At 66.6% G+C, this 20,425-nt stretch carries 19 protein-coding genes and 1 pseudogene; 12 read left to right on the forward strand and 8 right to left on the reverse strand.

What is annotated here, in order from left to right; translation table 11 throughout:
• Positions 1-26: 26 nt before the first annotated feature.
• Complete coding sequence (locus tag ACLJO0_RS36480; protein ID WP_410583746.1) at positions 27-395, reverse strand: hypothetical protein; 369 nt, start codon at positions 393-395, stop codon at positions 27-29.
• 132 nt (positions 396-527) lie between these two features.
• Here ACLJO0_RS36480 and ACLJO0_RS36485 point away from each other — a divergent pair, with 132 nt between their 5' ends.
• The 3 genes and pseudogenes from ACLJO0_RS36485 to ACLJO0_RS36495 all read left to right on the forward strand — a co-directional run.
• Positions 528-815, forward strand: coding sequence for a response regulator transcription factor (locus ACLJO0_RS36485; RefSeq protein WP_410583748.1), 288 nt, complete (start codon positions 528-530; stop codon positions 813-815).
• 685 nt (positions 816-1,500) lie between these two features.
• On the forward strand, positions 1,501-2,871 hold the full coding sequence (locus ACLJO0_RS36490; protein ID WP_410583750.1) for a pyridoxal phosphate-dependent decarboxylase family protein: 1,371 nt from the start codon (positions 1,501-1,503) through the stop codon (positions 2,869-2,871).
• 2,019 nt (positions 2,872-4,890) lie between these two features.
• A pseudogene (locus ACLJO0_RS36495) lies at positions 4,891-5,318 on the forward strand (transposase); the annotation flags it as partial.
• Positions 5,319-5,412: 94 nt separating this feature from the next.
• Here ACLJO0_RS36495 and ACLJO0_RS36500 read toward each other — a convergent pair.
• Both ACLJO0_RS36500 and ACLJO0_RS36505 read right to left on the reverse strand, forming a co-directional pair.
• Positions 5,413-6,024, reverse strand: coding sequence for a TetR/AcrR family transcriptional regulator (locus ACLJO0_RS36500; protein WP_410583752.1), 612 nt, complete (start codon positions 6,022-6,024; stop codon positions 5,413-5,415).
• Positions 6,025-6,092: 68 nt separating this feature from the next.
• The gene (locus ACLJO0_RS36505; RefSeq protein WP_410583754.1) at positions 6,093-6,227 is read right to left on the reverse strand and encodes a hypothetical protein; all 135 of its coding nucleotides are present in this window, start codon (positions 6,225-6,227) and stop codon (positions 6,093-6,095) included.
• 53 nt (positions 6,228-6,280) lie between these two features.
• On the opposite strand from ACLJO0_RS36505, the gene ACLJO0_RS36510 reads away from it, so the two are divergent.
• From ACLJO0_RS36510 to ACLJO0_RS36535, 6 genes are all read left to right on the forward strand, one after another.
• The gene (locus tag ACLJO0_RS36510; RefSeq protein ID WP_410583756.1) at positions 6,281-6,589 is read left to right on the forward strand and encodes a hypothetical protein; all 309 of its coding nucleotides are present in this window, start codon (positions 6,281-6,283) and stop codon (positions 6,587-6,589) included.
• 166 nt (positions 6,590-6,755) lie between these two features.
• On the forward strand, positions 6,756-7,661 hold the full coding sequence (locus ACLJO0_RS36515; RefSeq protein ID WP_410583758.1) for an NADP-dependent oxidoreductase: 906 nt from the start codon (positions 6,756-6,758) through the stop codon (positions 7,659-7,661).
• Positions 7,662-7,712: 51 nt separating this feature from the next.
• Positions 7,713-8,435, forward strand: a complete 723-nt coding sequence (locus ACLJO0_RS36520) for an alpha/beta fold hydrolase (protein WP_410583760.1) — start codon at positions 7,713-7,715, stop codon at positions 8,433-8,435.
• 169 nt (positions 8,436-8,604) lie between these two features.
• A complete protein-coding gene (locus tag ACLJO0_RS36525; RefSeq protein WP_410583762.1) occupies positions 8,605-9,747 on the forward strand; it encodes a Gfo/Idh/MocA family protein in 1,143 nt (380 codons plus the stop codon).
• 160 nt (positions 9,748-9,907) lie between these two features.
• Positions 9,908-10,048, forward strand: coding sequence for a hypothetical protein (locus ACLJO0_RS36530; RefSeq protein ID WP_410583764.1), 141 nt, complete (start codon positions 9,908-9,910; stop codon positions 10,046-10,048).
• A 16-nt stretch (positions 10,049-10,064) separates the two neighbouring features.
• Positions 10,065-10,358, forward strand: coding sequence for a hypothetical protein (locus ACLJO0_RS36535; protein ID WP_410583766.1), 294 nt, complete (start codon positions 10,065-10,067; stop codon positions 10,356-10,358).
• Between the two features lie 465 nt (positions 10,359-10,823).
• Here the strand turns inward: ACLJO0_RS36535 and ACLJO0_RS36540 are convergent, their stop codons facing one another.
• Entirely contained in the window at positions 10,824-11,501 is a 678-nt protein-coding gene (locus ACLJO0_RS36540; protein ID WP_410583768.1) for a MarR family winged helix-turn-helix transcriptional regulator, read from the reverse strand.
• A gap of 143 nt (positions 11,502-11,644) precedes the next feature.
• On the opposite strand from ACLJO0_RS36540, the gene ACLJO0_RS36545 reads away from it, so the two are divergent.
• Entirely contained in the window at positions 11,645-12,616 is a 972-nt protein-coding gene (locus ACLJO0_RS36545; protein WP_410583770.1) for an aldo/keto reductase, read from the forward strand.
• A 71-nt stretch (positions 12,617-12,687) separates the two neighbouring features.
• Entirely contained in the window at positions 12,688-13,779 is a 1,092-nt protein-coding gene (locus tag ACLJO0_RS36550) for a Gfo/Idh/MocA family protein (protein ID WP_410583772.1), read from the forward strand.
• A gap of 526 nt (positions 13,780-14,305) precedes the next feature.
• On the opposite strand, the gene ACLJO0_RS36555 is transcribed toward ACLJO0_RS36550, so the two are convergent.
• Genes ACLJO0_RS36555 through ACLJO0_RS36565 form a run of 3 tightly spaced genes read right to left on the reverse strand, consistent with a single transcriptional unit; the run spans position 14,306 to position 17,705 of the window.
• Positions 14,306-14,587 carry an ATP-binding protein gene (locus ACLJO0_RS36555; protein ID WP_410583774.1) on the reverse strand — a complete coding sequence of 94 codons (282 nt, stop codon included), beginning with the start codon at positions 14,585-14,587 and terminating at the stop codon, positions 14,306-14,308.
• On the reverse strand, positions 14,584-15,483 hold the full coding sequence (locus ACLJO0_RS36560) for an LLM class flavin-dependent oxidoreductase (protein ID WP_410583776.1): 900 nt from the start codon (positions 15,481-15,483) through the stop codon (positions 14,584-14,586). The genes ACLJO0_RS36555 and ACLJO0_RS36560 overlap by 4 nt, the downstream gene beginning before the upstream one ends.
• Positions 15,480-17,705, reverse strand: a complete 2,226-nt coding sequence (locus ACLJO0_RS36565; protein WP_410583778.1) for an LLM class flavin-dependent oxidoreductase — start codon at positions 17,703-17,705, stop codon at positions 15,480-15,482. The genes ACLJO0_RS36560 and ACLJO0_RS36565 overlap by 4 nt, the downstream gene beginning before the upstream one ends.
• Positions 17,706-17,824: 119 nt before the next feature.
• Here ACLJO0_RS36565 and ACLJO0_RS36570 point away from each other — a divergent pair, with 119 nt between their 5' ends.
• A complete protein-coding gene (locus tag ACLJO0_RS36570; protein WP_410583780.1) occupies positions 17,825-18,205 on the forward strand; it encodes a winged helix-turn-helix transcriptional regulator in 381 nt (126 codons plus the stop codon).
• Positions 18,206-19,896: 1,691 nt separating this feature from the next.
• On the opposite strand, the gene ACLJO0_RS36575 is transcribed toward ACLJO0_RS36570, so the two are convergent.
• The gene (locus ACLJO0_RS36575) at positions 19,897-20,415 is read right to left on the reverse strand and encodes a hypothetical protein (protein ID WP_410583782.1); all 519 of its coding nucleotides are present in this window, start codon (positions 20,413-20,415) and stop codon (positions 19,897-19,899) included.
• Between the last annotated feature and the right edge of the window lie 10 nt (positions 20,416-20,425).

Raw genomic sequence — 20,425 nt, forward strand, 5'->3', positions numbered from 1 at the left:
CTCGCCTGTGCAGAGGCTCGTTGTGACTACTTGACGACGAGCCTGAGCACGGCGGTGACGAGGGCGGCGATGATGCTTGAGGTGATCGTGGCGGTGACGACAGTGCGGAGCAGCCGGGCGAAGCGGCTACGGGGTGAGCGGGTGGCGAATCGTTTCGCCGGCGAGAATTGAATGTCGGGCACGGTGTCGCCGGTGCTGATCGCCGTGATCATCTCAGCCATGTAGCCGCTGAAGATCGCTCGGCGTCTGGCTTCGTGCGGGCTCTCGGCGTACCACAGCAGTACCTCCCCGAGCCCAAACTCGGCCGTGGAGCGGCCAGCGAGACGAGCTTGGTCGCGGGTTAGCGCCCAGGCCAGCCCGGCGATCCGCCTCCGCCGGTATAGCTGGTTCCGCATTTTGAAGCGGAACCACCTCAAGATGGGATCTACGGGGGTGTCACGAAACAGGATGAGCAGCCGGATACACCGTGTGGCCGAGATCAGCAGTCGTATGCGAGGCGACACGGCTGTGACTGCGAAGACACGGCAATGCCCTACGCGCTCGGAAAGAGCGTCACACCCGCAGACTTGGGCATACCGGGCGAATCGCTCACCATCCGCGAACGTGAGATCGCCTCCCTCGTCAGCGCGGGACTGCCCAACCGGGACATCGCCGCAAAACTGGTCATCTCCGTTCGCACGGTGGAAACACACGTGCAGAACATCATGACCAAGTTCGGTGTGAGCAACCGGACCCGGATCGCCACCTTGATGACCTCGACCGACACCACACCGAACCGACCACCCGCACCTCAAGATCATCCACCGGCTTATTGAGGACTAAGGCAAACGTGGCGGGTCGGCCGCGGGCCGATCGTCACGAGGACCCGGCGCGGTCACGACTGTCCACAAGGGACGCCAGGCCGAGTTGTGACGCCCGTTTTGCGCACTTTACGCAGTCTGGCGCGGGGGGCGCGAGTGGCAAGTGTCGTTCTAACGCTCTTTACCACTCACGACCCCGGCGAACCCGGCGAAAGACCTGCGCGACAGGCATTCACAACCCGCCACGTTTGCCTTACTCCTCAAGAGACCTCAACGAGAAAACATCTCACAGGTGGTCTACGATCGAATGCCATGTCGAGGCTGGCGTGTTGACGCTCTCCGAAATTCCTCACTTGTGCTCTCGAACGATCCGAACCGGAATGACCCCGGCGACGATGCCCTGCTGATGACCGGAGCGCGATCGGTCGCTTAAGCACCTGTTCGTCGAGCCCCACACCACAGAGATCATCTCCATGATCAAGGACACTGGCGGGCACCGCACGCTGTCCTTTCTCGGCGGGCTCGCTCACGGTGCCGTCGAACTGCAATACTTGCCGGGGCAATACCCCTGCTGGCCCGCACGTGCAAGACGCCCGTCGTTTCGGGCTGACCGACCGGGCCTCATCGTGCACCGAATCGCCGCTCAGCGTATGAGAACCAGATAAACCATGTATAGCGTGGCATTGCCGGAAGGACATTCATGCACGAAGAGCACTCTCTCTTTTCGCGAGCGGCGGAGTTGGCCGCCGAGTACGTGGCCGGCCTGGATGATCGGCCTGTCGCTCAGCGGGTCGACCTAGCGGACCTACGGAAAGCTTTCGGAGAAGCACTTCCCCGCGATCCCAGCTCTCCGGAAGCCGTCATCGAGCAACTCGCTCGCATTGCCGAGAAAGGACTCGTGGCGACGGCGGGGCCACGGTTCTTCGGGTTGGTCATCGGCGGCGCCTTGAGGTCCGCGGTCGCGGCGGACATCCTGGCGGCAGGATGGGATCAGAACAGCTTCAATCCCGCTCTGTCACCCGCCGCGTCCGCCGCGGAGGACGTCACCGGCGGATGGCTCAGGCACCTCCTGGGCATTCCGGCCACCGCGTCGACCGGGTTCGTCACCGGAGGCCAGGCGGCCAACACGGTCGGACTCGCGGTGGCACGTCACCACGTCCTCGCTCAAGCAGGTTGGGACGTCGAACAGGACGGCCTCATCGGCGCACCCGCTCTCCGGGTTGTGGCAAGCGTCGAGCGGCACGCGACCATCGACCGCTCGCTGAGGTTGCTGGGTATCGGTACCAGGGCGATCGAGGAGGTGGCAGCGGGTCCGCAGGGCGCGATCGACGTCGAGGACCTGGCCAGGGTTCTGGCCGCAGGTGAGGGTCCCACGATCGTCTGCCTGCAGGCGGGAAACGTGAACACCGGCGCCTGCGACGACCTGCGCGCCGCCTGCACACTCGCGAAGGGGCATGCTGCCTGGATCCACATCGACGGTGCCTTCGGGCTCTGGGCCGCAGCCAACCCCGCGACAGCGGCGCTGGTCGACGGCCTGGAGCTGGCCGACTCCTGGGCGTGCGACGGCCACAAATGGCTGAACGTCCCCTACGACTCGGGCTTCGCGTTCTGCGCACACCCGGCACTGCACGCCGAGACCATCGCCTATCGCGCTCCCTACCTCGCCGGCTCAGCCGAGTTATCCCGGATGGGAGACCTCACGCTCGAGGCATCGCGCCGCGCACGGGTGTTCGCGGTGTGGGCGGCCTTGCGCGAGCTGGGACGCGACGGTGTGGCCGACCTCGTCGACCGCTGCTGCAGGCTTGCCCGGCTGTTCGCCACGATCCTCGCCGAAGGTGGTGCCGAGATCGCCAACGACGTCGTCCTGAACCAGGTACTGGTCAGGTTCGGCGACGATGACCGAACCGACGCGATCATCGACGCCGTTCAACGTGACGGCACCTGCTGGCTGGGCGGCACCACCTGGCACGGTCGCCGCTACCTGCGAATCTCGGTCTCCAACTGGTCGACCACCGAATCGGACGTCGAGCGCTCCGCCGCGGCGATCCTTCACGCAGCGGCGGCGAGCTGAACGAGTCCACCCGCGTGACGAACAGCGAATCGCCACACCACCGTTGATGAACAGCGAATCGCCGACGTTCTCTGCCTGACCTTCCTGCCGACCAAGGAGATCAGCGTGTTCTCCCAGGGCGGTGAGCCCCCCCACCCCCCCCCCCACCGAATGAACACAGTCGTCCCGAAGAGGACCAACCGAGAGCGAATGAGACGCCACCAGGACGTCTGCGCCCGCCGAGTTGACACCGAGATATTGAGCCGAGCAAGGAGGCCTCCGGGGCGAGGCGCGGGCGCCGACGAGGACTACCGCGCGCCCCGATCGTCCACAGAGGACAGTCCGGGCCACTGGAGGTCCGTTTGATACCCATTCGAGCACCATCGTGCTCACCGCCGACACAACCGGATCGCGCCGCTCCCCCGTCATCGTCCGCACCACCCAGCGACGCTTGGTCCTTCAATGTGGCTGGACCAAGCGACAGAACCCGGCATCCACGAGCCCGAGACGTCCAAAACAGTCCGACACCAGGCGACGCACCCCGACACCATGGATGCGCCGCGACCAGACGAAAAGGTCTTGTTAGACATTACTTGGCACCATCCGACATAGAAAGCAGCTCACTCTTAACCAGCGGGTTGCCGACATGGGTGCTGCCATCGGGTCGCATCCTGCGAAAGTTCCTGTGTCATGGGGGCTCGGGTCGCAGGTAGTCCGGTTCAGAGGCTGTCTGAGCTTGCGCAAGCGCCGCCGGGCCTCGCGGCTTCTTACTGATGAGGAACTTGCCGATCATCTTCACTGGCTTCTCAACCGACTCGAGCCTAAGCCGACACGTTGTGGCAGCTGGCAAATCAGGGGTATATGGCCGACTGGTTCTGCTTGGCGGCGTCGGATCCGTGCGAATATGCGATCGAGCTCGACCGACCACTCCTTCGACGACTGCTGACAGTGCCAGGCGATCCACTCCTGGACGTCATAGGCGATGACTGACCATCATCCGCTCATGCCGCTATGAGGACCTCCGGACATGCGGCTGGACCAGCCCACACCTAAACCGTGGACGTCACCGACCTTCTGCTCGAGATCACGCCAGCCGACCTGCGAACGCACCCAGCTTGTCGAACTGCGGAAGCAAAGAACCCCGGACCCGCTGAAGCCCCACCTCAGCGGTTGTGACGAGAAAGCAGAAAACTGCTACGCCACCAACCGGCTCCACAGAGCACTTCTCCACCTCTCGGCACACCGGAGCAAACGGAGACATAACGGAGCCCAGTCGCTATTAACGCCGAGGCGAAATTGCCGCCGAAGGCCCAACGTCCCTGCAGGTCGGCAACGATACTGACGTGGTGGGCCGGGTCGGGCTCGAACCGACGGCCAAGGGATTACGAGTCCCTCCGCCACCGTGTCGGCGAGTGTCGCGTGGTACCGAATTTTGACCGTTCGTGCAGGTCAACGTGCACCTCCTGCCCATCCGAGTGTCAGGCCATGTCGGTTCGTACCAGGCTCTACTTCGGCAACGGAGCCCAATCGGAGTCGGCCGTTGTCCCGCTCAGTGGGCGACTTCCTATGTCCGAACCAGACCGGCGGTGTCAGAACGTCCCCTGCGAAGTTTCTGTCTGTGCGGTGCCGCTATGGCATGATCTGACCATGACGACATTCAGAAAGGGTCATGGCGCGTAGACCGCCTGCGGCTGTCCGCGCGCACCTTCCTGTTCGCCCGCGCCTCCGGCAGTTCTCCGTCGTGCCCGGGTTGCCGCGCTGGGCGCTGGCAGACATCCACCGGTTAGAGGCCACCCAGCTCCGACCGGGAGACATCGCGACCGCGTTGCGCGAGTGGCAGCGGTATGCCCGTGTCGCCCACCAGTACCGAGCACCACACTGGGCTCTCGGCTGCCCGTGCTGCGAGCCCCTGGCACGGGAAACCCTGGACCTGGCGCTCCGAACGCTTCCGCCGCGAAGCCGCGCCGCCCTGCACACCCTCATTCGCCCCGTCGACGACGAGATACGCCGGAAGACCCTGCCCGATCCCACCAGCCCGCCGGGCTGTGGATGGGCACCGGCGGCGAGGGGCGAAGTTCTGGATGAGCGTGCTGATCGGCCTGAAGAACCGCGGTGTCCGGGACGTGTTCTTCCTCGTCTGCGACGGACTCAAAGGCCTGCCCGAAGTCGTGACGAACGCGTGGCCACAAACCATTGTCCAGACCTGCATTGTTCACTTGATCCGCAACACCTTCCGGCTCGTGTCCCGCCGGGATCGGGACGCGGTGAAACGCGACATCAAACCCATCTACACAGCACCCAGCCGGGACGCCGCGGTGGCTGCTCTCGTCGCATTCGAAGAGAAATGGGGCGCGAAGCATTCGGCGGTGATCCGCCTATGGCGCAATGCTTGGGATGAATTCACCCCATTCCTTGACTACGACGTCGAGATTCGGACGATGATCTGCTCCACGAACGCGATCGAATCACGCCCGCTACCGGCGGCGGCCCGCACCCTGCTGTCGAGCGGACTCGGGGGTGACGCCTAAGGCGTCGATGAAGACGATCGCAGAGTTCGCTGTCTCAGCCGTGGGACCAGGACGCCGCGTTCATCGCCACATCAGCAACCCGGCGCAGTTCCGCCTCGCTCTTGCCCGTCGCCGCCTGAACGGCGATGCCGTACGCGACCGTCGTGATGTAGGCCGCCAGCGTGCGCGGATCCTCGGTCTCCGGCAGATCACCCTCGGCCCGCGCACGCAGAAATCGGGACTCGAGGCGCGCAGCGGCATCCTGGCGCCAGTCGACGAGGACCTTCTGGGCAGTGAGCCCGTTGTCGCCGGCGGACAGTGCAGCCTGGACGCCAAGGCATCCGTGGGGTGCCTCGCGACGCGTGCTGGCAGCGGCTGCGCCGCGAAGAAGGGACTCGGCCACTTCGCGTGCGGTCGGCTCGGACAGTGCACGGATTCCGTAGGAGGCTGGGCCTTCCGTGTAGCGCTCGAGCGCTCGGTGGAACAGCTCGTCCTTGTTCCCGAACGCCGCATACATGCTGCTGCGAGTGATGCCCATCGCCTCGGTCAGGTCCGTCAGGCTCGCCCCTTCGTATCCTTTGGCCCAGAACACTCTCATGGCTTGTTCGAGGGCGTGGTCGGGATCGAACCCGCGGGGTCGCCCCAGATTGGTCTGCGATACGGGCATGGCAGTCATTATGCCCCCTTACGGACCAGGCAGTCCAGATAACGCGAAAGCGACTGGGACGCCCCGGTTCAGGATGCGGTCATCGTGGAGTAACTGGCCGCTTCCACCTGGAACGCCGGGTTCGGGATGCTGACCGACCGCTTCGGCGTGACCTGGAGCTTCAGCGTCACCGCGAGTTGAGATCCGGCTCCTGCGACTGTCATCGACCGAGAAAGCGGCGATCCTCTTGTCGACGACACTGTATGACAGTCGTGCCTTGGCGGATATGCGGCAGATGCCGCTGGATGAGGCAGACCGGTCGGATGAGGCGGGCGAGGAGTTCGACGCCCTCCCGCCGGACGCAGACGAGGACGTCCGCGGCCGCCTGGCCGAGCGCTTCGCCCCCGAGCTGGCGCTGGTGTTCCGCCAGTACCCGTGGCTCACGAATCCTTCTGGGCGTATGAGCGTGCCGCCCGACGCCGCGCAGCGCGATGTCATGACGCGGGCGTCGAACTCGCGCGGGCCGAGGACGGCGCGATCACCCAGGCCTGACGCCCCGGGCCGTGACGCGTGCCCGCACGGTTGAGGGCTTGCGAATAAATCTCTGCCCGGGTACGTTACTTCTGTACCGATCAGTCCTGAATTAACGTACTGGACCCCCGGACGTGACCTCGCTACCGGGCCTTCGTGAGCGAGCACGCCGAAGCACGCCGCAGCGGAAGTGCCGCCGGCTCGATATGAGAAGGATCATCATGAAAGCCGCCGTCATCACCTCGTTCGGTGAACCCTCCGTGTTGCGGATTGCGGAGGCTCCGCGACCGGTGCCGGGTCCGGGTCAGGTACTGGCGCGGGTTCACGCCGCCGGGGTGAACCCGGCGGAGCTCCTCGCACGCGCCGGAGCGTTCCGCCTGCGTGCTCCCGCCATCATCGGATTCGAGTTCGCCGGCGTCGTCGAGGCGGTCGGCCCGGGCGTCGACGAGGGCGTGGTCGGCGACCGCGTCGCCGGGTGGCCGGACTCCGCCACCCAGGGCTCCTACGCCGAGTACACGGTCAGCAGCAACTTCGCGGCGATCCCCGACGGCGTTTCCTTCGAGGAGGCCGCGGCCACCGTCATCGGCGCTGACAACGCGGCGAGGGCGCTCGGGCTTCTGAACCTTCGCCCGGGTGACACGCTCGTGGTCACCGGCGCGAGCGGTGCCTTGGGCGGCGCCGCCGTGCAGTTCGCGCGACAGCGCGGTGTGACGGTGATCGGCGTCGCCGGGACTGCCAACGCCGACTTCGTCAGGAGTCTCGGTGCGATCCCTGTCGCCCACGGCCCGGGCCTGGTCGACCGCATCCGCGAAGCCGCTCCCGACGGTATCGATGCCGCGCTCGACACCGCCGGCAAGGGACTCCTTCCCGCCCTCGTCGATCTCCTCGGCGGCCCGGACCGGATCGTGACGCTCGCCGACCGCGATGCCGCACGATACGGCGTCGCATTCAGCCCGGGAGGCAGCGGGAATCGCGACCGCGGCCCTGTCCAGGAAGCCCTGAATCTGATCGCCGCCGGCGCATGGACCGCACGCATCGGCCGGAGCTTCCCACTCGACGAGGCCGCGGACGCCCATCGCCTCGTCGCCACGGGCCACACCCACGGCAAAGTCATCCTTCTTCCCTGACTCGGCCGACCGGCCATTCCACCACGACAACAATCAATTGGAGAATCCGAAATGCCTGCAGTCCTCGTCCATGGTGTCCCTGATACCCACCGGCTTTGGGACACCGTCCGTTCCTACCTTCAACGCGAAGATATTGTGACGATCGATCTCCCCGGGTTTGGCGTACCCCTACCACCGGGATTCACGTCGACGAAAGAAGAGTATCTCGATTGGCTTATTAAGAAGATCGAAGAAATCGGCGAACCCGTCGACCTGGTCGGTCATGATTGGGGGTCTCTGCTGACGGGCCGTCTCGCGTCTGTCCGACCAGATCTGGTGCGGACATGGACAGGCATCAGCGGGCCAATCGATCCGGAGTATCCGTGGCACTATCTTGCCAAGATCTGGCAAACGCCAGGCGAGGGCGAGCAATGGATGGCGGACCTCGACCTCGAGGCGTTTGCCGCAAGCCTCAACGAGGCGCAGATGCCGCGCGACGCGGCAAACGAATCGGTTCGGCATCTCGATGCCACTATGAGGGCAAGCATTCTCGCTCTTTACCGTTCGGCGATCGAGGTCGGGGCGGAGTGGAAGCCAGGTTTGAGCAACGTGACCGCACCAGCGCTAGTGATCTGGGGCCTGGACGATCCGTTTCTCCCCCACCGCTTCGCCGACGAGCTCGGTAATGCCACACGCGCACGTGCCGTCTTCAAGCTGCGCAGCTCGCATTGGCCGATGATAGAGCGTCCGGCCGATGTCGCGCGCGAACTCGAGGCCCACTGGGCTCACGCGTAAAACCTGCGCTTAGGTCACTCGGGCTCAAACCCCGCGGCCGCTACGCGAACGGCAATAATTGCTCGCTCGCCATGGTGAGCCCCGAGTGCCCACGCATTTGCCTGGAAACGAATCATCGTGACGCAGCCCGGAGAGCGATGCCGGGGCTGCACAAGGCAGGAGCGTCCTAATGACGAATTCAGCAAATACCCGGATCGGCGTCGGCCTTATCGGGGCTAGTGCCGATCGGGGTTGGGGCGGAATTGCTCACGTCCCGGCGCTACAGGCGCTCGACGCGTTCCAGATCCGCGCCGTCAGTACGACTCGTATGGAGAGCGCGAACGCGACCGCTCGTCGGCTGGGCGCCGATCTCGCCTTCGACACACATGAGGCTCTGGTCGTGCGACCGGAGGTCGACCTGGTGGTGGTTGCGGTCAAGGTGCCGGAGCACAAGCAGATTGTTTCCGACGCGCTGGCCGCGGGCAAGATGGTTTATTGCGAATGGCCGCTCGCAAGAAACCTATCGGAGGCCGAAGCGCTGGAGGGGTTTGCCCGCGAGCGGCGGCTGCGGACGGTTGTCGGGTTGCAGGGCGGCCTGCACCCGCCGATCCTCTTCCTTCGCGACCTCATCGCGCAAGGCGTGATTGGCAAGCCGCTCAGCACGAGCATCCGAGCGCATTTGACCGACGACATGTGGGTCGGCCGATATGACCCGCCGGTCGAGTACATGGCTCACGCAAAGCATGGCGCCACGCTTCTGAGCATCATGCTCGGCCACGGGCTCGAACCGCTTGCGCGCGTGCTCGGCACGTTCGAGAGTCTGTCCGCCGTCGTCGCCAATCAGCGCGGTGACGGCGTCCGCCTCTCCGATGGCGCGTCGCTGCCGAAGGACGCGCCGGATGAGATCGTCGTCGCCGGCGTTCTCGAAGGCGGGATCGTCACTTCGCTGCACTACAGTGCCGGGCAGTCTGCCGGCTCGGCGATGGTATGGGAGATCCAGGGCACCGAGGGCGGTGTGCGTGTGGAGTCGGCGTCGGGCTACATCCATTTCACCGATTTCACCATCACGCTGCGCCGCGGCAGCGAGCCTGTCCAAGTGCTACAGGTCCCCCCCGCTTATGCGGCTCCCGACCTGCAACTCGACGCACCCGCAGCGGGAGTCGCCCGCCTCTACGCCCAGTTCGCCGCCGACCTCCGCGACGGAACCGCCGATGCGCCGGATTTCGCGGTCGCACTCGATCGCCACCGGGTACTCGAGGCGATCACACGGGCCGCTGAAACAGGTCATCGGCAGCATCCGTCCCGCCCCGACCGAATGAACTCCAATCTTTGAACCCGGGAGAGGCACTGCCGCAGGACCCGAGGAGATGGCGATCCGCGAGCTCAGAGCGTTATTCAGCGCGTGTGGATCGGGAGCGGTCTGATAGCGGCTTGACCGGCATCGTTGCTGGGGCAGGGCAAGGTCGGACAGGTGGAACCACCGGATCTCCTCGATGCGAGCCCCGATCGAGCGCACGATCGCGCTACTGAAGCAGTGGAGAATCCTGTCGACCGGCTACCGCGGCCGCCTGACCGAACTACCAAGCGTGATCCACATGGTCACCAACCTGGAGTTCTTCCGCCAGGCCACCTGAACAACGCTCTGAGATTGTGATCTTCGAAGCTAACGGTTTGACCATCGACCTCCAGCACGTCGATGACGTCCACGACGCACTCGATGCCCGCAGCGGCCGCGACCAGTTCGGTTTCGTCACCCTCCAAAATGGGCTTGAAGACCAGATCCAATCTCTCGGCAGCCACGTTGTCATCATCGACCGAGTACGACTCGCACCGGCCTGGCGTGGCCTCGGCGGAGTTGGCCGACTACTCACTGCCCGGCTGCTCCGGATTGCCGTTCCCCGTCGACCTCGACCGTACTCTGATCAAAAACGACGCGGTCTTTGAACCGGCACTTGAACAGGCACGCCGCACCTGGGCATCACTCGGGTTCCGCCCAGCACCGGCCAGCTGTGGGTCATGGATCCAGCGGACGGAACCCACGAGAATGCCGTCAACAAATTGGAAAAGTCCTTGGGATTCAGGAAAAGCAGTTAATCTACGGCAGCCGCTACTGCCGGCGAGCAACCCTGCGCCGTGCAGGACGTAACCGGGGGCGATGGTGTTGGCCCGGATTCCGCGGGCGCCGAACGCGCTCGCCACGTGCCGCATCAGCGCGTGCCCGGCCGCGGAACTGGTGTAGAAGATGGCTCCGCCGCCCCGTTCGAGAGCAACGGCAGCGCGGCCTGGGTGCACAGGACGAAGCCACGCGCGTTGACGTGCATGACCTCGTCGTACACCTCGAGCGGCAGTTCCAGGACGTCGACAGCGAGTATCGGATCCTGGAAGTTCGCGAAATTGACCGCGGTGACCTCAACAGCCGGAGGCTGATGCGGGTCGAGGACGTCTGGGGTAATGGTGGGCCGACTCCGAGGTCGACGTTTCGTTCGGGGAGGCCACCGTCGAGTCCCTGTCGCGTTGCCCGCGCTTGATGGCAGCATCGACTGCGGTGCCGATTCGGCGCAATGCCGTCAGCTCGTGCGGCTCGAGGTCGTCCATCAGGTACTCCCGGACGGCCGCGACATGCCCCGGTGCCGCCTCCACCACGGCCTCGTAGCCCGCCTCGGTCAGCGTGGCGTTGGTCCGCCTACCCGGGCCGGGAATCCGGGCCCGGGTGAGAAGTTCGCGCTTCTCGAGCCGTCCGACGACGTGCGACAGCCGTGACAGCGATGCCGCCGTCCGGGCGGCGAGATCGCTCATCTGCAGCGTGTGATCCGGCTGCTCGGACAGCACCGAGAGCACCATGTACTCAAAAAAGGTCAGCTGGGACTCGCGCTGCATCCGCGCGTCCAGGGCGGCAGGCAGGCTGATCATGATCGCGGAGTTGGCCAGCCATGCCGCCAGCTCATCGCCGTTCAGCCATCGCGTGTCGCCGACCGGGGCCGCGGGCTTGCCCGCCCCCGTAGCGGCGGGAGCCGACACCTCGGGTGCCACGTCCTTACGCGGACGCCGGCGGCGTGGTCCGCTCGTGCCCGCTGCGGTGTTCGCCATGACACCATCCTAGCCGAGCTTGTTGACGGGTCAAGTTCGAGCGGGTAGATATTGAAGCGTCAAGTTCACGGCGCCGGCGGATCTCTTAGCCACTCAGGCGACCGGCGTCGTACCTGCCCATCGAGTCGTGAAAGGACCATCGGATGCACCGCACATCGTTGGGAGGACTGGAGGTCTCGCGGATCGGGCTCGGGGCCATGGGGATGTCGGCGTTCTACACCGGCGCTGGCCGGGACGACGCCGAGTCGATCCGCACCATTCGGCGAGCCCTGGACCTCGGTGTCACGCATCTGGACACCGGCGAGGTATACGGGCCCTACGTCAACGAGGAACTGGTGGGCCGGGCGATCAGGGGCCGCCGGGACGAGGTTGTCGTCGCCACCAAGTTCGGCCTTGTCTCCCACACCGGCCGGCCGGGTCCGGACAGCACGCCGGCGAACGTTCGCGCGGCTGTCGACGGATCGCTGCGGCGGCTCGGAATCGACCACATTGACCTGTACTACCAGCATCGGGTGGACCCCGGCACGCCCATCGAGGAGACGGTGGGAGCGTTGAGCGAGCTGGTGTCCGCGGGCAAGGTCGTCCACATCGGACTGTCCGAGGCGGCCGCGGCCACGATCCGCAGGGCGCACGCCGTTCATCCGGTGGCCGCGGTCCAGACCGAGTACTCGCTGTGGACCCGCGACCCCGAGGCGGAGGTGCTGCCCACGCTGCGCGAGCTGGGCATCGGCCTGGTGCCCTACTCGCCGCTGGGCCACGGCTTCCTCACCGGCGAGATCCGTACCCTGGACGGCTTGGACGCCGCCGACTGGCGTCGCACCAATCCCCGGTTCACCGGCGACAACCTCGCTCGCAACCTGCGCATCGTCGACGAGGTCCGCGCGGTCGCCGACGACGTCGATGCCACGCCCGCGCAGGTCGCGCTGGCCTGGCTGCTCGCGCAGGGAGACGGCATCGCGCCCATTCCGGGCACCAGGCGGGCCGACCGGCTCGAGGAGAACAGTGCCGCCGACCGAATCCGGCTCGGCACCGCGCAGCTCTCCCGGCTGAACGAACTGACACCGGCGTCCGGCGAACGTCATGCCGAGCCCGACCTGGCCGCCATCGACCGGTGAGGCCTTCCGCTCCTCACGAACCCCGGAACCCACCATTTTCTGTTGCAGCTGAACGAATGGAGCACCACACCATGGCACACACCGTAATTCGGGTCGGCATCATCGGCGCGGACACGAAGGCGAGCTGGGCGGGGGCATCGCATATCCCCGCACTGGCCGCGCAACCCGGCTTCCAGCTGGCAGGGGTGGCGACACGGCACGAGGAGAGTGCCCGCGCCGCCGCCGAGGCGTTCGGGGCCGAGCGCTGGTTCGCCGATCCGTTCGAGCTCATCCGCGATCCGTCGATCGATCTTGTCACCGTGGCCGTCAAGGTCCCTGCGCACCGCGAGCTGGTGCTGGCGGCCCTGGCGGCGAACAAGGCCGTGTACTCGGAGTCTCCGCTGGGCGCGTCCGTTGAGGAGACGGAGGAGATGGCCGCCGCGGCCGGTTCGCTGCACACGGCGATCGGCCTGCAGGGACGGCTCAACCCGTCGGTCCGCCGCGCGGCGGAGATCATCGCACAGGGCAGGCTCGGGCGGCTGCTCTCGGCTCGGGTCGTCGCGACGACGTTCGGGAACGGTCCCGAGTCGGTGAGCGCGTATGAGTACTTCGACAAGGCGGCGTCGGGCGCGAGCTTCCTGACTATCGCGGCGGGCCACGTCCTGGACGTCGTCGAAGCGGTACTCGGCGACATCACCGAGATCGACGCGCGCACGGAACTCCTTTGGCCCGAGGTGAAACTGGCGGACACCGGCACGGTCTCCATCCGGGAAGTCCCGGATCACCTCGACGCCATCGCCAAGACCTCGTCCGGCGCGCCGGTCGGAGTGCAGATCCTGGCAGGCGTTCCCGCGCCCGAGGCTCGATTCAGTCTCGAGGTTCGCGGTTCGGACGGCTGGCTGGCGCTGACCGGCGATCACCCCGCCGGCGTGCAGGTCGGCGATCTCACGCTGTCGTCGAGTGTGGACTTCACCGCGCCGGACACCCCGGTCGCCACCGGTACCGGGCCGACTGCGGCCGAGATCTGGACTGGTGCGTCGATCAACGTGGGCGAGGTGTACGCCAGCCTGGCGCGGGACATCGCGAACGGGACGTACCACACCCCGGGCTTCGACCGCGCCGTCCACAACAGCCGGCTGATCGCCCGCGTCGAACAGGCCTCGCGCACCGGTATGCGGCAGTAGGGAAACCCGGCCATGACCGATACGTCGGCGGATCCGCGAACACCGCCCGCCGACGTAGGTTCGGACACGCCGGAGGGCCGTGGCGCCCACATCCCCGACCCGGGAGTCGTTCGATGGTCTCTGTCCGCTGCCACCACGGCGCCGTCGGCGCTTCGCGGGAGGCGCACCGCGTATGAGCACTTCCGCGCGGGCGGCCGTCCTCGAAACCAAGGACGGGCCGTTCGAATTCCGCGACCTGGCTGCGGTGATGGCGGCTCGGCCTCGCGCGCGAACTCGGAGCGACACACCTCGTCAACCCGGGCGAGGTCGAGGACCTGACCGCCGCGCTCCGCGCGATCGAGGAGCGCGGTCTGGAGTACGTCCTCGACACGAGCGGCCGCGCGGAGAACCTCGACGCCGGCCGGCTCACCCTCGGCCAGTCGTTACAGAGCATCATCCAGGGCGACGCCGTCTCGTCGCTGCTGATCAACGATCTCGCCCAGCTCTACCGAGCCGGCCGGTTCCCGATCGACCGATTGCTGTCCTGCTACGGCTTCGCCGATATCGACACCGCGTTCGAGGACGCGGGCAGGTCCGACTCGGCGCGGGTGGCCAGGTAGCTCAGCCGGTGGAAGTCGGCGGCCTGGCCGTGGACGTGGCGGAGCAGAGCGGACTTGCCGATCCCCGGCTCACCCCACAGCACGAGCGCGCCACCGGTCCCTTCGCGGGCCCGATCGAGCAGTTCGTCGAGAACCGCGGTCTCGTCGCGGCGTCCGGCCAGCTCCCCCTGCCCCGCACAGAGGGCGGCTCCCAGGTCTGACAGCGTCACGCCGTGCGTTCGGACCGGACGAGCTCGCGGGCTCGCGGCGCGACCTCGTGTCCGAAGAGATCGAGTTCGGCGGGTTCGTCCGAGGCGAGGATGAACCCGGACACGCCGTACCGCAGTGCGAGGTCGGCGAGTTGCTCGGCCCAGTCGGCAGTCGTTCCCTGCAACAGGCCGCCACCGCCGGTGGTGAATCGGCCGCTCAGGTTGAGCAGGCGGCGGACCGCCGCGGGTTCGCGGCCCACGGCCGAGGCGGCCTCGTCGATCTGCTCGTTCATCGCGTCGAGCGATGCGGGTCCCTCGGGCAGATAACCGAGTGACGGCAGCCAGCCGTCGGCGATCCGGCCGGTCAGCCGGAGCATGCGCGGCTTGTAGGCACCGAGGTGGATCGGGATCCGGTGGGCCGGCGCGGGCCCGCGCTTGGCGCCGGTCACGGCGTAGAACTCGCCGTCGACCTTGAGCGGACCCGCCTCGTCGGTGGCCCACAGCCCACGGATCACGACGACCGCCTCCTCCAAGGCCTGCACGGCCTGGCCCGGAGTGAGCCTGCGGCCGCCCATCGCGGCGATGCCGTCCCAGAACGCACCCGCGCCGAGGCCCAGTTCGACCCGCCCGCCGGTGAGCCGGTCCAGGCTCGCGGCGGCGCGGGCCAGCACGGCGGGCGAGCGAAGCGGAAGGCTCAGCACGTTGCCGCTGATCCGGATCCGCTCGGTGCGCGCCGCGACGTACGACATCAGCGTCCAGGTGTCCTGGAACGCCGACTGGTACGGGTGGTCCTGGAAGCTGACGAGATCGAGCCCGGCCCGCTCCGAGGCCAGTGCCAGCTCGACCGGCGCCTGAGGCGGGCGGGCGGCGGGCGTGACGAAGCTGCCGAACCACAGGTCGTGGCCGTAGTCGGTCATTTCTCGCTTCCTCCGGGATCGTTCGTGGCGGGAGTGAGCGCGAAGTTGTCGTCGAACACTCCCTCCGGGTCGTACTGGGACTTGAGCTCACGCAGCCGCGAAAGAGTCGCCGGTGGCCACGCCTCGGCGAGGCGTTCGGGCCGGAGACCGGACTCGAAGCTGAGGTAGAGGCCGTCGAGGAAGGGACGCAGCAGCTCCCAGGCCGCGTCGACCACGTCGTCGTCACCGCCCATCACCACGAGCGAGAAGTTCGCGTCGCGGTGGGCGTAGGCGGTGGCGTCCGCGGCAACGTCGGCGACGGCCCCGCCGACCGCGCGGAGCTGGAACCAGCCGATCGCGCCGCTGTGGAGCACCCGGGCGGCGGCCGCGGCGAACTCAGGGGTCACGTGCCGGAGCAGGCCGCTGCGCGAAACCGGCTCACCACGGGACACCGGCGCGTCGTCACTCGCGTTGTTCAGCACGGCCGCGTAGGACGAGATGGTGACGTCCTGGGCGTACATCGGGGAGATCGCGGCCAGCGGTTCCAGCCGGGCGAGCACGGTCTCGCGGTCGGCGGAATGGACCATGGTGTGGCTCAGCGCCACCGGCAGTCGCCCGCCCCGCGGCGGCGACAGGATCACGAAGCTGGTGAGGTCCCGCGGCGACTGTTCGACCACCCGGCCCCACTCGACGAGGTAACGCTCGACGTCGCTCGCGTCCTGGGTGAGCTTGGCGAAGGCGACCGGGCCGACCTCGTCGACCTCGAACTCGAACGCGGTGACGATCCCGAAGTTCGCGCCCGCGCCCCGCACCGCCCAGAACAGATCCGCGTTCTCCGCGTCGCAGGCCCGCACGACGGAGCCGTCCGCGAGCACCACCTCCACGGCCCGCAGGTGGTCGATCGTCAGGCCGTGCTCACGCGCGAGGTAGCCGATGCCGCCCGCGGTGGCGAGGCCGCCGACCCCGACACCGCCGTAGTCGCCCGAGCTCAACGCCCAGCCGTAGGGTTCCAGCGCGGCCGCCACCTCGCCCCAGCGCGCGCCCGGCCCGATGCGCACCCGGCGCGTCTGCTCGTCGAGGACCTCGATCGCGTTCATCAGCGACACGTCGATGACGATCCCGCCGTCGTTCGTGGAGCGTCCCGAGACCCCGTGCCCCGCGCTGCGGCGCGACAGGGGAACGCCGGGATGCCGGCGGGCGTACGCCAGCGCCTGCACCACCTGCTCGTTCGTCGCGGCCCGCAGGACGATCCCCGGCGCACCTCCGCGCAGGTAACCGGAGCGCAGCCGCGCGTAGGCCAGGTCCCCCGGCTCGACGACCTCGGCCATCTCCGCCGGAGCGCCCTCGTAGTCGATTCCCTGACGGCGCCTGGCGAGCGCCGCCGCACGGCGAATCCGTGCGCTCGACCAACCGTGGGGCAGCGCCGCGTCAACGGCGGCCCGCAGCGCGGGGACGACGTCGTTCGCGAACCGCGCCGCGGTGTCGGTGTCGGTGTCGGTGTCGGTGTCGGTGTCGGTGTCGAGCACGATGGTGCCCACTCCATGGTCGAGAACGAGAGGCAGCAGGTCGCTCACCCAGTCCGCGGCGGTTCCGGTGAACCTCTCCGTACGCTCGCCGAAGTCACCTCGGATGGTGATCCGCCTGCGGATCTCGCGGGGGTCGCGACCTGCTTCTCGGGCGGCCTCGTCGATCAGGCGGTTGCCCTCCGCCAGCGCGGCGGCGTCGCCGACCGTCGACCACTCGTCGGCCTGCTGACCCACCAGCCGCAGCACGTGCCGATCACCGTGCACGGCGATCGGCACGTCGTGCGCGGGCGCGGCCTTCTGCGCGCCGGCGAGCCAGTGGACGTGGCCCGTGAACCGGCCGAGGCCGCGGTCGAGAACGTTCCACAGCTCATGGACGACAGCGATCGTGTCGCCGAGTGCTTCCTCGGAATCCGCGTGGAGAGCCAGTTCGACCCGGCCATCGGTGAGGCGGTCCAGACTTGCGACGGCCCTGGCGAGCACCGCCGGATGCGAGGGCGGCGGCGACTCCACCACCAGTCCGAGCGAGCCCGTCGACGCCGCGATCCACGACGACACGGTCCCCGGCTCGAGATCGGCGCCGTCGGTTCCCGCCGGGACGACGAGCAGGTCCAGCCCCCACCGCTGGGCCAGGTCCACCCACTTGATCAGGTGATCGGGTTCGCGATCGGCGCCGGTGTACAGGCGCAGCCCGGACCTCAGCCGGTGTCCGTAGTTCACGGCGTGTCGGGACGGGCGGTGGGTGCGTTCATACGACCAGGCTGCCCGAAGACGACCACGGGCGACAAACGGGACATTGCCAGGTCACCTAAAGCAACTCGGTCAGCTATAATGACCGAGTGACCACCTCGCGATCCACCGACGAATCCGCCGCCGTCCCTGGCCAGAGCCGCGCGGAGGTCGACTACGAGCACATCGACGACGACGTGTGCCGCAGCTTCCAGCGCTCGGTCGAGATCGTGGGCAAAAAATGGACCGCCGCCGTGCTCATGGCGGCGATGCGGGGCGCCAGCCGGTTCGTCGACTACCGGGCACGCGTCACCGGGATCTCGAACCAGCTGCTCTCCCAGCGCCTCCGCGAACTCGAGAGCCACGACCTGATCGAGCGAGTCGTGGTGCCGACCACTCCGGTCCAGATCACGTACCGGCCCACCGAGCGAGGCGCGAGCCTGATGCGCGTCCTGCACCCGCTCATCGAGTGGAGCGTCAAAAACGAGTAGAGCCGGAACGCTTCGCCGTTTGACGTGGATTACCGTCTGGTGCAGGGTCGCGGAGCAGTCCGGCATCGATATCGCGCCAGGGATCATCCGTGAACGTCAGAAATTCGCGACGTTCCGGAGCACGGGCGTGACAGCGAAGCCGACCCCGCATCGGCAGCGCTGCGCCGGTGAACTCGCGGTCTGAAATGGTCGGCAGCTGGTCCGCGATCCGGTAGAGATCCCGTCATCTACGGCGACGACGCGGATGTGATGCAGGCGATGTTCGCCCGTTACGAGGGCGCCGCACACCCGGCATTCCCACGATCCTGCACCACCCTTCCGGCCCGAGAGCGCTCGGACAGGACGACAGCGGCCGACACTTGTCAACATCAACGACCAGGGGCACCGCCGCCAAGCAGCCGAAAAGGTCTTGTTCGGCATCACTCGACACCGTCCGGCACGCCAAGATCGCGACTCTTGACCAGCTGGTTGTCAGTCCCCAAATCGCAGGTGGGGTGGCTGTCTCGACTCGAAGATTGCGGTCACGCCGACCTGCCGCCGTATTGTCGCCCCCAGCTCTCACGCCAACTTTACTTGGAGCTGAATCGCTGCAAGCCGGTGAGCTTCCGGACGTCTCCGGCAACGACCCCGGAAACCTGTGGGCCCACCTCGCCACGCTCGGCGCGATACCGGAAATCACTGTGATCGACGTCGGCGACGAGGCGCGGGTGCCGACCAACAGCCCTGTCACTTACCGCCAACGGCTCCTAACCGTTGGCGGAAACACGTTACTTAACTTGAAGACGAACCCAGCATGATCAACAACGCAATCTCCCACAGCTTGCTCACGGGACCAGGAAGCTGGTCGACGGTTGCAACCTGACGTCGCACAACAGCACCGTTCCGATACCGTCTGCATGACGGACGCTTCATACGCCTAGGCTCATTGGCACTGCGCCAATCTGAGGTGGCGTGGCATGACCTAGCGGAAGGCACTTTCGATGGCACAAAAGGTATCCGTCCAGATCGTCGACGACATCGACGGTGGCGAAGCCACCCAGACCGTTGGGAACCAGCTGTGCGCGGTGGAACCTTTCTGCTCCCGGAAGACCATGGACTTGAACTCCCCGACTTCCTGATCACCGACCGAGTACACGACCCCAATGCCCCGGACCCGACTAGCCGAGTGAACCAGGCACATGGGCTCGCCGGAAACGCTGGGCTGTAACCCCTCGTCGACACTTCCTTCGTCGCGCACCTTGAACCTGCCCGACGTTGTGTCCCTCTCTCGGCCGCGTGAAACGGCCCACATCGATCTCGACCGCCCGTCATCTTGTTCTATGTGGACGGCCTTGAGGCAGGCTTCGCAGCGCGCATCGGTGAAGGCGCTGACGAAGTACGTGTATCTCACGTCGTCGAGCGGGCCAGCGGTATCTGCCGGGCACATCGAAGTAGTCCAGAACGGTACAAACCTGTTCCACGGCGACTGGATAGCCCTCAGGAATGGACATGTCGTCGATGCCGAAGGGTTTCCAGGGTGTGGTGACTGGTCCCGTGCGGTAGATTCAGAGGCCGGTCTCGGTGGTGTCGTGTTCGTCGGGGTTGGCTCGATTGAGGTGGGTTTCGGCGGCGAGTTTGGCGAGGTAGGTATGGTAAGCGGTTTCGCGGGCTGCGAGCTCGGCAGCCTCCCATCAGCGCGACGGGCTCGTCGGTCACTCCTCAAGCGGTGATTGATCCGCAAGGAGTTTACTTAAAGCAAAATCGGTTGTGATGTCTACGGCGTACCAGGTTGCCGGGTCTTGGCTGGGTGCACGCCATGCGGCGGCGACACAGAATCTAGCAATCTCGTCGGGCCAGAGAGCCGGTAAGCGCCAGGTCAGTGTCGCCGGAGAGTCAAAGTTGACCCCGTAGGCAGCCTTATTGCGGTTCTGCAGTTCATGAACCCATCTGCGCGGAAAGTCTTGTCCGGTTTCAGCGCAGATGCTTATCGCCTCAAGGTCCGGGCCACCCAGTGTGAGCACAGAATCGGCGTTCTGGATGGTGACCGCCTCCAGTAGTTCACCGGGATCTGGTCCGCCGACGACATCTGCGGGCGCGCCGACGAGTTGGGCGGATAACACCAAATCGGACACGACGGCGTGTGCGTGAATCCGACATACCGCCGCCCACAATGTCACTGGAGGGAAATGCTTGGGTATGGCAGCTTTGATCTGCCCAACAGTGAACTCCACTGTGGTGTCA

It is taken from the genome of Amycolatopsis sp. lyj-108, assembly GCF_046549005.1.
Lineage (GTDB): Bacteria > Actinomycetota > Actinomycetes > Mycobacteriales > Pseudonocardiaceae > Amycolatopsis.

Excerpts from the sequence above, each read along its gene's own strand:
- ACLJO0_RS36530 (WP_410583764.1), top strand. The coding sequence starts at position 9,908 with ATGCGAGCCCCGATCGAGCGCACGATCGCGCTACTGAAGCAGTGGAGA.
- ACLJO0_RS36525 (WP_410583762.1), top strand. The coding sequence starts at position 8,605 with ATGACGAATTCAGCAAATACCCGGATCGGCGTCGGCCTTATCGGGGCT.
- ACLJO0_RS36505 (WP_410583754.1), bottom strand. The coding sequence starts at position 6,227 with ATGACAGTCGCAGGAGCCGGATCTCAACTCGCGGTGACGCTGAAGCTC.
- ACLJO0_RS36485 (WP_410583748.1), top strand. The coding sequence starts at position 528 with ATGCCCTACGCGCTCGGAAAGAGCGTCACACCCGCAGACTTGGGCATA.
- ACLJO0_RS36500 (WP_410583752.1), bottom strand. The coding sequence starts at position 6,024 with ATGCCCGTATCGCAGACCAATCTGGGGCGACCCCGCGGGTTCGATCCC.
- ACLJO0_RS36545 (WP_410583770.1), top strand. The coding sequence starts at position 11,645 with ATGCACCGCACATCGTTGGGAGGACTGGAGGTCTCGCGGATCGGGCTC.
- ACLJO0_RS36520 (WP_410583760.1), top strand. The coding sequence starts at position 7,713 with ATGCCTGCAGTCCTCGTCCATGGTGTCCCTGATACCCACCGGCTTTGG.
- ACLJO0_RS36480 (WP_410583746.1), bottom strand. The coding sequence starts at position 395 with ATGCGGAACCAGCTATACCGGCGGAGGCGGATCGCCGGGCTGGCCTGG.
- ACLJO0_RS36540 (WP_410583768.1), bottom strand. The coding sequence starts at position 11,501 with ATGGCGAACACCGCAGCGGGCACGAGCGGACCACGCCGCCGGCGTCCG.
- ACLJO0_RS36550 (WP_410583772.1), top strand. The coding sequence starts at position 12,688 with ATGGCACACACCGTAATTCGGGTCGGCATCATCGGCGCGGACACGAAG.
- ACLJO0_RS36490 (WP_410583750.1), top strand. The coding sequence starts at position 1,501 with ATGCACGAAGAGCACTCTCTCTTTTCGCGAGCGGCGGAGTTGGCCGCC.
- ACLJO0_RS36560 (WP_410583776.1), bottom strand. The coding sequence starts at position 15,483 with ATGACCGACTACGGCCACGACCTGTGGTTCGGCAGCTTCGTCACGCCC.
- ACLJO0_RS36515 (WP_410583758.1), top strand. The coding sequence starts at position 6,756 with ATGAAAGCCGCCGTCATCACCTCGTTCGGTGAACCCTCCGTGTTGCGG.